At 41.7% G+C, this 13,279-nt stretch carries 11 protein-coding genes; all 11 read right to left on the reverse strand.

Annotation, left to right across the window (positions count from 1 at the left end; genetic code table 11):
* Positions 1-68: 68 nt before the first annotated feature.
* The 11 genes from AC1U9Z_RS01745 to AC1U9Z_RS01795 all read right to left on the reverse strand — a co-directional run bounded on the left by AC1U9Z_RS01745 (position 69) and on the right by AC1U9Z_RS01795 (position 13,279).
* A complete protein-coding gene (locus tag AC1U9Z_RS01745; RefSeq protein WP_479955518.1) occupies positions 69-881 on the reverse strand; it encodes a CoA-transferase subunit beta in 813 nt (270 codons plus the stop codon).
* Complete coding sequence (locus AC1U9Z_RS01750) at positions 878-1,858, reverse strand: CoA transferase subunit A (protein WP_479955470.1); 981 nt, start codon at positions 1,856-1,858, stop codon at positions 878-880. The genes AC1U9Z_RS01745 and AC1U9Z_RS01750 overlap by 4 nt, the downstream gene beginning before the upstream one ends.
* Before the next feature lie 48 nt (positions 1,859-1,906).
* Positions 1,907-3,049, reverse strand: a complete 1,143-nt coding sequence (locus AC1U9Z_RS01755) for an acyl-CoA dehydrogenase (protein ID WP_479955471.1) — start codon at positions 3,047-3,049, stop codon at positions 1,907-1,909.
* A gap of 128 nt (positions 3,050-3,177) precedes the next feature.
* Positions 3,178-3,960, reverse strand: coding sequence for a short-chain-enoyl-CoA hydratase (locus tag AC1U9Z_RS01760; protein ID WP_333530791.1), 783 nt, complete (start codon positions 3,958-3,960; stop codon positions 3,178-3,180).
* A gap of 17 nt (positions 3,961-3,977) precedes the next feature.
* Complete coding sequence (locus AC1U9Z_RS01765) at positions 3,978-4,832, reverse strand: 3-hydroxybutyryl-CoA dehydrogenase (protein WP_479955472.1); 855 nt, start codon at positions 4,830-4,832, stop codon at positions 3,978-3,980.
* A 45-nt stretch (positions 4,833-4,877) separates the two neighbouring features.
* Positions 4,878-6,056 carry an acetyl-CoA C-acetyltransferase gene (locus AC1U9Z_RS01770; RefSeq protein WP_479955473.1) on the reverse strand — a complete coding sequence of 393 codons (1,179 nt, stop codon included), beginning with the start codon at positions 6,054-6,056 and terminating at the stop codon, positions 4,878-4,880.
* A gap of 117 nt (positions 6,057-6,173) precedes the next feature.
* On the reverse strand, positions 6,174-6,344 hold the full coding sequence (locus tag AC1U9Z_RS01775) for a Com family DNA-binding transcriptional regulator (protein WP_479955474.1): 171 nt from the start codon (positions 6,342-6,344) through the stop codon (positions 6,174-6,176).
* Positions 6,345-6,429: 85 nt separating this feature from the next.
* On the reverse strand, positions 6,430-7,407 hold the full coding sequence (locus tag AC1U9Z_RS01780) for an electron transfer flavoprotein subunit alpha/FixB family protein (protein WP_479955475.1): 978 nt from the start codon (positions 7,405-7,407) through the stop codon (positions 6,430-6,432).
* Between the two features lie 15 nt (positions 7,408-7,422).
* A complete protein-coding gene (locus tag AC1U9Z_RS01785) occupies positions 7,423-8,190 on the reverse strand; it encodes an electron transfer flavoprotein subunit beta/FixA family protein (protein ID WP_479955476.1) in 768 nt (255 codons plus the stop codon).
* A 526-nt stretch (positions 8,191-8,716) separates the two neighbouring features.
* Positions 8,717-10,750, reverse strand: coding sequence for a heterodisulfide reductase-related iron-sulfur binding cluster (locus AC1U9Z_RS01790; RefSeq protein WP_479955477.1), 2,034 nt, complete (start codon positions 10,748-10,750; stop codon positions 8,717-8,719).
* Positions 10,751-11,194: 444 nt separating this feature from the next.
* The gene (locus tag AC1U9Z_RS01795) at positions 11,195-13,279 is read right to left on the reverse strand and encodes a sigma 54-interacting transcriptional regulator (RefSeq protein WP_479955478.1); all 2,085 of its coding nucleotides are present in this window, start codon (positions 13,277-13,279) and stop codon (positions 11,195-11,197) included.

Below are 13,279 nucleotides of genomic sequence, written 5' to 3' on the forward strand. Positions count from 1 at the left end.
AAAATCTTAGCTCAATCAATAGAAGGACTAAGGGGTAACAGGTAACCAACACTGGCCGACAGGCATATTTAGGGTAGGAATATACCCTCTGGATCAATCACCTTATACAGTAGTTCAAGCTCATGGTAGGTAGGTGGTTTGGTTTCTCCACTGACTCTGGAGATATCTAGGTCAAACTCACAATTATCCTTAACATCTTGGGCTGTGAAACCAGGATGATAGGTATCTAGGTACATTTCACCGGTTTCTTGATCAAAGCGGAAAACAGCCATATTGGTTATAACAGCCGAGGGTCCACCCCGATGGAATTTGCCATATAACTCCTGCTTAGGAACAAATTTACGTCCGGGGAATGTAGGCACTCTCCATCCCGGAGAGGTAACATAGCTAACATTATCCACAAAGCGGCGTTTTTCTTGAACCATCATAAATACAGTTCTTTGAGCTAAGGAGTTAATATCGGGGTTACCGCCACTGCCTGTTAATCTGGCTGAGGGATTTAAATAGTCTCCCATGGCGGTGGTATTCACATTACCATATTTATCAATTTCTGCCCCACCTAAAAAGGCTAGATCAACACCGCCTTTATGGAGTTGGTTAAATACGTCAAATAGACCTGAAGCAATGGCACCGCCATAGGCACAACGGGCATCACCTACTGAGGTGGGTAAATGAATGGGTCTACCATCTATTGATCCAGCCTCGTAGATGCAGTAAGCACCTGGAGAGGTTGTTTTTTGGGCAAGCATGATAGCAAGCATTGGTAAACCTGTGCCGGCAAATACCACTTCGCCATCATTAACTTCCCTAGCCGCAGAAACAGCTAGCAAATCGATGATTTTGTATTCACCCGGTTTAGCAAACTCATGGCTACTCATTATCTCGCCCCCCTCTTCACTTTACTTGAATAATTCAAGGCAGAGTTAGCACGTAAATTCTCTAAGCGTCTAACGCCTAATTTTTCGAGGTACTCATAATGATCTTTAACCCCGAAGACCCATTCTTGGGCCCAAGCATCAAAACCTTCTTGGGTTCTGGTCTTACTATAAAAGTCACGAATAAAATCGCCATCTACTTCATACTTGCCGTAGCAACCAGTTGGGTGACCAGCCATGGGTAATTCAACAATGGCATCAACCATATAAGGGGGTATAAGGTTGCGATCCGGCTCACGGCGGATGTATTCTTCAGGCACAACTTCTTCAGCAATGACAATTATTTTATCCGCTGCTTTAGCAGCTTCTTCGTCGGTATATTTTTGCCCGTTGATTCTTACAGTACCTTCTTCACCCACCTGTTGTGCAAGCATGATGCATACATCTGGCTTAGCAGCAGGAATATGGACGAGTTCGCCCATGTCATAAAAATTGTCTTTAACAACTTCAAACTTAGCCGCAGGTATTTTGGGATTTTTCCCATTCCGTAAGCCATGAACTGCGAAAGAGTCTAATTCAGGATTAAGAATATCGGTACCCATAGCAGATGCTGTAGGCAGGTAAGGTACCCCCATCGCTCCGGCCATTAAACGTAAAACCATATGCACGTGACTATAGTCATTCGCAATGATTTCACCTTCTTTTACCTTACGCGAAAAGTTACCACCTAACTTACCAAATAACTCGTGACCGATCCAACAAGACTCCCAAATCTTTACACAACCTGCACCGATCAAAACCTCACTATGGGTGCCAGAGTTTACTTCCATTAGATGTAAATTCTTTTTTCCTTGCCGTACAATTTCATAAATTGCGGCCATGGGACGCCGCCAAATCGTGAACCCGCTGAAAGTAAGCATGTCGCCATCTTTGATCAAACTGATGGCTTCTGTTAGAGACATCCTTTTACTAGGCTTTGTCACTAACTGATACCTCCTTTTATATATTTGGGTTTATTCCTTACTAAAAACCTATTTGAGAAGATTTTTAGCAATAACGATTCTTTGTACTTGGTTGGCACCTTCATAGATTTGAGTGATTTTAGCATCTCTCATGTAACGCTCGATTTGGTACTCTTTGCAATAACCGTAACCACCAAACAATTGTACGCAATCCGTGGTTACTCTCATGGCTGTATCCGTGGCAAACTTTTTAGCCATAGAAGCTTCCATTGCGTGCTCTAGGCCGTTGCTCTTTAACCAGGCTGCACGGTATACCAGCAGGCGGGATGCATCAATTTCTGTCTGCATATCAGCCAGCATAAATTGAATACCCTGTTGTGCAGACAGAGGTTTGCCAAACTGCTCACGGGTCTTGACATAGGGAATGGTTAAATCCATAGCACCTTGGGCAATACCTAAGCCTTGGGCACCAATGGTAATCCGACCACCGTTTAAGAGACCCATGGCCACGTTAAAGCCTTTACCTTCTTCAAGTAAGCGGTTTTCAACCGGTACTTCGGCATCTTCGAAGGTCAAGGTTACGGTAGCAGAACCATTTAAGCCCATTTTTTCTTCTGGCTTGCCAATGATCAGGCCAGGAGTATCTTTATCAATGATCAGGCAGGTAACGCCATTGTAATTTTTGGTAGTTGGATCGGTGCGAACAAAGGTCACATACATATCGGCATAGCCACCGTTGGTAATAAAAATCTTGCTGCCGTTAACGATGTATTTGTCACCTTTCCGAACTGCTGTACATTTTAAAGCAGCAGCGTCAGAACCAGCCTGGGGTTCAGTAAGAGCAAAGGCTCCCAGCATGGTACCTTCACATAACGGCTTCAGGTATCTTTCTTTTTGCTCATCGTTACCGAACATATAGGTAGACATACAACCTAACCCGGTGTGAACAGAAAGAACAACGGCTGTTGAAGCACATACCTTAGCAATTTCTTCTACTAGGATAGCAAAAGTTACGTAGTCAGAACCAGCACCGCCGTATTCTTCGGGGATGGGAAGACCCATTAGTCCCATATCGGCTAATTTCTTAATTGTATCAAGAGGGAACTGGTGGGTATGGTCAGTTTGAGCAGCAATTGGAGCTATTTCCTTTTGAGCAAATTTACGTATTGTGTCTCTAAACATTTGTTGTTCTTCGTTTAACCTAAAATCCATACATTGACACGTCCTCTCTAGTACTGTTTATTGCTAGGAGTTGCTTAAAACAGTTATTTAAAGAACTATAATGGTGGGGAGGAATTTCACTGATAAATACCAGTGAAATTCCGGTTTAAATCAAAGGCTTACTTACCAGTGAAACTAGCCTTTCTCTTTTCAACAAAGGCAGTCATACCTTCTTTTTGATCCGCAGTGGCGAAGCATAGACCAAATACCTCTGCCTCGTATGCCATACCTTTATCAGCATCCATTTCTAGACCTTGATCGATAGCAGCTTTGCAAAGACGAACAGCTACCTGACCCTTGGAGGCAATCCGACCAGCCATGGCTTTGCAGAAATCTAATAATTGATCTTCAGCAACTACATGGTTAACCAGACCCATACGATGGGCATCTGCAGCACCAATAATATCACATGTATAGATCAGTTCCTTAGCCCGACCTTTACCAACTAAACGAGGTAATCTTTGGGTTCCAGCGAAGCCAGGGGTTACACCAAGACCAGCTTCTGGTTGACCAAATTTACTCTTTTCAGTAGCAACCCGAATGTCACAAGCCATGGCTAATTCACAACCGCCGCCCAATGTAAAACCATTGATGGCTGCGATAACGGGCTTGTTCATATACTCCAGCTTTTTGAATACATCTTGACCCAGAATAGCAAAGGCACGGGCTTCAAGGGCATTCATATTCTGCATAGCAGTAATATCTGCACCGGCCACAAAGGCTTTCTCGCCTGCACCCTTAAGGATTACAACAAAAATCTCGTCATCAGCAGTAATAACGTCTACGGCTTGACCAATTTCTTTAAGAACTTCTGGGTTTAAGGCATTGAGGGCCTTGGGGCGATTGATGGTCAACAAGGCAATATTGCCTTCCTTTTCCAGTAGAAGGGTATTAAATTCCATCAGGTTGACCTCCTAATTTATTTATTATACTCGTAGAAACCTTTACCAGACTTACGGCCTAACCAACCAGCTTTAACATATTGACGGAGCAGTGGGCAAGGACGATACTTGGAATCAGCATAGCCTTCATGCAGTACGTTCATAATAGCAAGAACGGTGTCCAAGCCAATTAGGTCTGCCAAAGCAAGAGGTCCCATGGGGTGGTTGCAACCAAGCTTCATTACATTGTCAACACCTTCTGGGGTAGCAATACCTTCATAAACACAGAAAATAGCTTCGTTAATCATTAATTGAAGTACACGGTTGGATACAAAACCAGGAACGTCTTTAACTTCAACCGGAACTTTACCCAGTTTAACGCTCATTTCTTCAATGGCCTTGTAGCATTCATCCGATGTAGCAATACCACGAATAACTTCAACCAATTTCATAACAGGAACAGGGTTCATGAAGTGCATACCAATTACTTGGGCAGGACGCTTGGTGCATGCAGCAATTTCAGTAATAGGTAGGGAGGAAGTATTAGTAGCTAAGATTGCGTGGGGGGGGCAAATGCCATCTAAATCACTAAATATTTTAGCTTTAAGTGACATATTTTCAACAGCAGCTTCAACTACTAGATCGCAATCCTTCGCATCTTCTAAACTGGTAGAAGGAGTAATGAGAGCAAGAGCAGCATCCTTAGCTTCGGCTGTCATTTTACCTTTGTCTACACTGCGGCTTAAATTTTTAGTAATGCCGGCAATGCCTCTTTCAACAAATTCTGGTTTTATGTCATTTAAAACGACAGCAACGCCTGTTTGAGCAAAAACCTGGGCAATACCACTACCCATTTGGCCAGCACCAATGACCATCATCTTTTTAATTTCCATGATTGTCCTCCTCATCTAATAACTAGTATTATCGATGGTGGCTAGTTATTCCACCTTAATCATCATTGCATCACCTTGGGCTGCACCACTGCAGATGCAGGCGATACCATATCCGCCGCCACGTGCTCTTAGAGCAAAGGCTAAGTGCATCAGGATACGTGCACCACTGGCACCAATTGGGTGACCATAGGCGATGGCTCCGCCATCTACGTTAACACGATTGGAGTCCCAGCCAGCTATCTTACCACTGGTCAGAGCAACGGCAGCAAAGGCCTCATTGGCCTCGATCAGATCGATCTGGTCGATCGTCATACCTTTTTGTTTTAAGAGTTTTAATGTTGACAATCCAGGAACAGTTGCAATATATCTTGCTTCCTGAGAAACTTCTGCGTGGCCTACAATGGTTGCTAAAGGCTTAAGGCCAAGTTCATTCGCTTTTTCACGAGACATAAGCACGAGGGCACCAGCACCATCATTAACCCCAGGAGCATTACCGGCAGTAACAGTACCGTCTTTAGCAAATACAGGAGGCAACTTAGCTAATGCTTCGATGGTAGTATCTGGACGAGGACCTTCATCGGTATCAATAATTGTTGAACCCTTCTTGCCAGCTATTTCAACTGGCACGATCTCTTCTTTTAAGCGACCTGCTTTTATTGCTTCAGAAGCATATAATTGACTCCGCAAAGCCCACTCGTCTTGAGATTCCCGGGTAAGGCCAAATTCATTCGCTACTTCTGAGCCATGAATTGCCATATGACGATCGTAGAAGGAGCACCAGAGGCCGTCGTTAACCATCAGGTCTTTCGCCTTTTGATCCATCATACGAGCACCCCAGCGCATACCAGGAAGGAAATAGGGAGCATTGCTCATGCTTTCCATACCGCCTGCGACGGCTATATCAATCTCACCTAGACGAATGGCCTTATCAGCCATGGATACAGTAATTAAACCAGAGGAACAAACTTTATTGACAGTGATTGAGGGGACTTCCCAAGGTAAACCCGCTCTGCGAGTTGCCTGACGGGAAGGAACTTGACCGCAACCGCCTTGTAGAACTTGACCCATATAGACATAATCAATTTGCTCTGGAGAAATGCCCGCACGTTTGACTGCCTCCTGAATGGCAATGCCGCCCAGATCGACTGCTTTAAATGATTTTAAACCGCCAGCAAAGCGGCCGAATGGGGTTCTAGCAGCACTAACTATAACGGTTTCCTTCATCAAACCCGCACCTCTTCTTCCTACATCATATTCGGAAAAAAAGCCCCGCAGACAAATTGTCTGGCGGGGCTCTAGGCTCTCAACGCAGAAAATCTATAACACTTTTGTTTTTAGTTGTTATTTTACAGCTAGTGACTTGTTGTAGGTAATTTCTTTAACCTCATCAGTAAGATAGACACTATTAAGCTTATTTATTTGTCCACACCGCGGGCATTTAACCTCAAGCATCTGGCAATTACGATACCTCGCTAAAAGCTTCTGACATTTTGCGCAACGGAAATCCTGCAACCTCCGCTCACTCCTTTTTAGGTCAATTTATTTTAGAGGTAATCCTATTTACAGCAGTTAATCCATGCTCCGCGGGAACATCTAATTAAGCTAAAATCTTCTGAAGCTCTTCTTTTAATAGAGGAACTACTTCAAAAAGGTCTCCTACAATACCATAGTCAGCCATTTTAAAGATGTTGGCTTCGGGATCCTTGTTGATAGCAACGATGCATTTAGAGGAGCTCATACCAGCTAAGTGCTGAATCGCACCGGAAATACCGCAAGCAATATAGAGGTTGGGAGAAACGGTTTTACCGGTTTGACCAACCTGTTGAGCCTGTGGGTACCAACCAGCATCTACCACTGCCCGGGAGCAACCGACAGCAGCACCAAGGGCATCGGCAAAATCTTCAAGTAATTTCATGTTTTCGGGGCCTTTTACGCCACGACCGGCAGAAATAACAATGCTAGCTTCAGTAAGCTCTGGGCGGGAAGAAATTGCCATAGCAACTTCTTTAACGATCTGGCGGATATCTCCGGTTGCTTCTACATTGATAACCTCTGCCTGTTTGCCAGCTTGAGGTTCATTAATTGCCAATACGTTAGGACGCATTGCAGCAATTGCCGGGCGAGCTTCAGGGCATGAAGCTGTTACAAAGGCTTTACCAGCATAGAGGGGGCGATCAAATACTAACTGTCCGCCATCAGCCTTAACCGTTACACAGTCAGAAACCATACCGGTTGCCAAGCGTTGAGCTAAGGAAGCACCCAGGTCACGGCCTACTGCGGTATAACCAAAGAAGATTGCACTGGGTTCATTGGCTTTTGCCAGGTCAGCCAGTGTGCTTACATAACCATCATTTGTATATTCAGCTAATTTATCATTGTCAGCTACATAAACCTTGTCCGCACCATATTCACCAAGGGCTGCAGCTATACCAGCAACATCTTTACCAAATAATACAGCACATAGTTCTTCACCCAGGCTGTCAGCTAAACCGCGGCCTGCGCTTAATAATTCGTAAGTAACTTTTTTGATTTTGCCATCACGTTGTTCTGCAAATACCCAAATACCTTTTGCCATTGGCCATTCCCTCCTTTATATTACTTTTGCTTCTTCGCGCAGAAGTTTTGCTACTTGGCTAGCAGCTACAGCAGGTTCATCGGTAATAACTTTTCCGGCTGCCCGAGCTTCTGGCAAATAGATATTTAAGGTCTTTACTTTTGCTGCAACAGCGGCAGCATCCAGTCCTATGGCATCCAATCCAACTTTTTCAATTTTCTTTTTCTTAGCTTGCATAATACCCTTCATAGAAGGATAACGAGGCTCATTTAAGCCCTTTTGGCAAGTTACCACTGCTGGAAGAGGAACTTCAATAATGGCAGTACCACCATCTATTTCAGTGGTAGCAGTGGCTTTGCCACCAGCTACTTCTAATTTAATTGCTAAGTTAACTAACGGAATATTTAAAGCTTGGGCAACACGGGATGCCACTTGGGCAGAACCATCATCAATTGCCCGCCACCCAGCTAAAACTAGATCATATTGCATACCACTAATGGCTTTACCTAAAGCAGTGGCTACACTATACTCATCAGCATCAGCCAGGGCAGCATCTTCAACTACATAACCGCTGTTGGCACCCATAGCAAGGGCTTGACGTACTGTTTGGTCTACATTTGAACCTACAGATACGATTGTCACTTCACCCTTGTTGGCTTCTGCGATTTTTAGGGCCTCTTCAATAGCAAACTCGTCATAGGGGTTGATAATTTGGGTGATACCGTCACTGTTAATTTTACCATTGGCGATTTTGATAGCTGCTTCGGTATCAAAGACTTGTTTAACTAACACTAAGATTTTCATACGCACCCTCCTTTTTACTTATATAAAATTATGAGCAGTATTTTTTGTTTGGCTCATAATTTTAGGACTTGCTTAGAAATTCCAATGCTTGTTTTCTTGCATTTTATAGTGCAAATATCATACCAAGTTTGTCCACTTTCTCAATAACACCGTAAAATCACGGTTTTTTCGCAAATAAATAAGCAATGCAATTGTTACATTAGTTGCAATCGTTTTATATTTGCAACAACCAACAAGCCTTGGTTTTTATTTTTTTATTGCAATAGAGAAAATATTTTGTCATTACCATTTTATACCAATATTGCTAAAAGCCACACACTATCGAATTTCATAAATTCAAAATAGTCAAAAAATATGATTTTTGATAATATTCGGCATATTTTTAAAGATGCTTCTTTTAGAATTTGGCCCCCTTTCTTTTGTTTCCCCAATGCAACAAAAAATGTAATTTTGCAACAATATATTCCTTGATATAAGGGTGATAACCTCACCCTTATATCAAATACGTTTGCTTTAAAGGGTTGCTTTACTGAAGATTTCTTTCAACTAATTCAGCAACATCAAAGGCTTTAATCTTTTCAGTTGCTTCTTTATCCTTAATACCATCTTCCATCATTGTGAGACAGAAAGGACAGTTAGTTGCAACGACCTCTGCATTTGTATCCAATGCCTGTTCAGTACGCATAACATTTATACGTGTGCCATGTTCTTCTAGCCACATCCGGCCACCACCGGCGCCACAACAAAAACCTTTGGTTTTGTTTCTGGACATTTCAACCAAATTGATGCCCGGCAGTGTACCAATGATTTGTCTGGGAGCTTCATACTCATCATGATAACGACCTAAGAAGCAGGAATCATGATAAGTGATCTTTTTAAGAGCATCGGCTTGTTTAAACTTAAGTTTTCCTGCCTTGATTAGCTGATCAATTAATTGGGTATGGTGTATTACTTCATAATTTCCACCAAATTGTGGATACTCATCTTTTAATACGGTCATACAGTGTGGACAGGTAGTAACAATTTTCTTAACGCCATAACCGTTTAAGGTCTCTACGTTATTATTAATCAATTCTTGTGCTAAGTACTCATTACCTAAACGTCTAGCTGAATCACCGCAGCATTTTTCTTCGGGGCCAAGAATAGCGAAATTAACTCCTGCGGCTTGCATAATTTTGACTAAAGATGTTGCTACCTTCTGACTGCGGTCATCAAAGGCACCGGCACAGCCAGTGAAGTAAACAATGTCGACATTGCTGTCATCACTTAATAATTTAACATCTAAATCCTTAGCCCAATCCCCTCTGGAGTTCCAACCAATACCCCAAGGGTTGAAGTTACGTTCCATATTGGTAAAGGCCAATTGAGCTTCTGCTGGAAAATCACTTTCCATTAGAACAAGGTTTTGCCTCATTTGAATAATTTTAGGTACATGTTCGTTCATTACTGGGCATTGCTCCATACAGCTTGCACAGTTGGTGCAATCCCAAATTTCCTCTGCACTAAATACATCCGGTACCAAATTCTTTTCAAAAACTTCACTGGTGGCTGCTGTTTCATCAGCAACTATATCAGATATAGTGGTGGTTCCTAACTTAGGTCCCATGGCCTTGGCTGTTTCATCAACATGCACCCTTAACTTATGAATTAAATGTTTCGGGGACAGATGTTTACCACTGAGATAAGCTGGACAGTTCGCCTGACAACGACCGCACTCAGCACAGGCATAGCCTTCCATTAAATCCTTCCAAGTAAATTGCTCTAATTTAGCCACACCATATTGTTCAATGCTCTCATCCTCAAAATTGATGGGCTCAATCATACCGCCCCGGGGCTTTAGTGTACGGAAAAAAATATTTAAAGGTGCAAAAACTGGGTGTACGTGTGGTGAGTAACGGAAAAACACCATGAAGCCGGAAGCAAATATTGTGTTGACCCAAAAAGAAACTTGGAATCCAGTTTCCAAACTTGATTCCGACATGCCGCTAAATAAACTGCCAAATAAAGCAGTAGCAGGGGCTAAGGCATAAACACCAGTTGTATCCATTGCGGCTTTAAAGCCAGTTCCTACGAATACAGAGGCAATCAAAATAGTAAGACCAGAAACCATTATTAATATTAAATTTTCTGCGGGTGTCCCAAAGGGCTCTGGATCCAATCTTTCTATCTTGGAGACCCAGCGACGCCAACCTGAATATAAAATTCCTACAATTGCTATAATTCCGAAAATATCAGTCACTAAATAAAACAGAGAATTATTACTAACAAAAGGAATTACAAAACCAGGAAATAATGCGGATAACATAAATTCAACAATTCTTAAACCAGCAATACTAGCACCGAAAAAAATCATGACGTGCATAATGCCGCCCTCGGCCTCATTAAGCACCTTCTTTTGTCCCAGTGCGTTTACTAAGACACCTTTTAACCTCTCCCCAAAATTGTCTGATCGGTCATCTTTCTTGCCCAAAAAAGCTGCATTTAATCGCTCTTGCACGCCTTTAACCATATTAAAAAGGCCAAAAGCAATTATAGCAGCGAATACAAAGATTTTGATCATGTTAAACTCTCCCTTCAATTAATATTTTTATATAAGAACTAGATGCGTTCTTAACACTGTTTTTATTATGCAATGTTCATACCAAGATTGTCCTAGTCATGATTTGATTCGTAAAACCCTTGGTCTTTCGCTAATTAATTAAATATTAGACTTGAAACATTCTTAACAAGTGTGGCATTTTATCAACAGGAATACGGGCCTTGAAATTTAACTTGGTTTTAGCTTTGTCTGTTGCTGCCAGTCATTTACGAATCCTTTCATGACAAAATCCCCAAAATCATGAGCAAATAGGCGCCGTTATTAAAATATTTACAAAAATCATAAAATTTCGTCTTATGCAAAAACAAAACTTACGGTTATTACATTCCTACTGAAATATTTAACCTTGTATTTTTAGTTTCCAAAACGCAACAAGATATTGCGTTTTGGAAACATTCAAAACATTTATATTTCTTTGCTAATTCCATATTTGGCTGCTTTTCGAACAATGGTCGAAGCGTCCACCTTTAATAATTTCGCCATTTGCCTGGTTGTTCTGCACTCAGCATAGGCCTTTTCTAATACTTGTCTCTCAACACTTTCCACTGCATCTTTTAGAGGCATTAAGCCTGAGACTTGTACATTTAAAACCTCCAGATTATCTCCCCTTAAATTTGATGGTAAATCGTCCTTTGTTAGTGTATCTCTGGAGGAAACGACGACTAATCTTTCGATTAGATTCTCTAGTTCCCGAACATTGCCTGGCCAATCATACCGCAGTAAAATATCAATCATGTCCTGGGAGATTCTTTTGTTAAGCTTATATTTTAGGTTAAACATGAGAACAAAATGAGTAATCAGGACCGGAATATCCTCTTTTCTTTCTCTAAGTGGCGGGACATTAACGGGAACTACATTTAATCGATAGTATAAATCCTCTCTGAACTCTTTATTTTGTACCATCTCGAGTAAATTACGGTTTGTACCAGCCAAAATACGTGCATCAATTTTAAGGGGCTTTTCCCCTCCTACCCGGACAATTTCTCGACTCTGCAAAACCCTTAGGAGTTTAACCTGAAGATTCAGCGGCAGATCCCCGATTTCATCCAAGAATAATGTTCCACCCATGGCCAATTCAAAGTATCCCGCTTTACCTTGTTTCTTAGCACCGGTAAAGGCACCATAATCATAACCAAATAATTCTGACTCTAGCAGGTTTTCCGGTATGGCACCGCAATTTACCTTAATAAAAGGTCCATCGTATCGGGTACTATTTTTGTGCAATGTTTCGGCAATTAACTCTTTACCCGTTCCAGATTCACCAGTAATTAAAATGGTTGAATCTACCTTAGCCAACCGCATGATAAGACCCATAAGATCCTTCATTTTTGCTGAATGAACTACCATTTTATCTGAACCAGCATAACGTAAGGTACGCAATTGTTTCTCATAGTGTAAACTTAAACCACGGGCTTGTTCCAATTCTTGTTTTAATAAATTAAGCTCCGTGATATCACGAACATTACTAACCACTCTAAAGATATTGCCGTTTCTATCAAAAACAGGGTTACCAGTGGCTAATGTAGTTTTACCGCTCTTATTTTGTTGAATGATCGTAACGGGTTCCTTGCGTTCTAATACCAATGACGTAACGGATTCAGAGACAATCCCTTCCCTGATGATATCCTTAATATGTCGACCCAAAAAGACGGAGCTATCCACACCGGTTATACGCTCATAAGCTTTATTAACGCGAAGCGTGTAGCCTTCTCCGTTGGTTATATATAATCCATCAAAGGAAGATTCTATAATGGCATCTAGTTCCTGATTTAATTCCTTAACATATTTTAGTTCCCTGGATATTCTCTCCAGTTCGGAAAAATGTTGAAAAACTGCCACGGCACCAAAAATCTTATCCTTTATTTTAACAGGGGATATATTGGAAATAAAGCATTGGTTATTTAGCATGATTTTTTGCATGTGCTCTTCTTTTCCGGTTTGAATCACATTCGTCATGCCACTGTTGGGGAAAAATTCTTCTATGTTTTTACCCTTTACATCCTGGGCTGTCAGTCCTAGAAATCTTTCTGCAGATTGGTTAAATACCTTGATATTCCCTTCTTCATCGACTGATACGATGATATCGTAGATGGAGTTAATGATTGTGTCTAGTTCGCAGGAGATATCCCGATAAAAATCCATGAATACTCGCAGTAAGTCCGTGCGGGTGATTATCCCTATTACTTTATTGCCTTCTACAATTGGCAACCAGTTTAATTCTTGAATTAAGAGACTATCCACATGATCATCGGGATAACCTGTCTTAATCTCTTGTTCCATTAACTCACCAATGGGGGTCAGGATATTAAGTCCTTCACTGACCAATTTATAAATCTGGTTTTTTGTAAAGAGGCCAATAATTTGTCCGTTGTTGTCGATAACCGGTGCTCCATCCAATCCTTGGTTAAGAAAGATTTTAGCAACTTCCTGAGCAGTTTGTTCGGGTGTTAGGGAAATTGGATTGGTAGTCATAATTTCACGAAGCTTCAT

The organism is Desulfotomaculum sp., assembly GCF_982386235.1.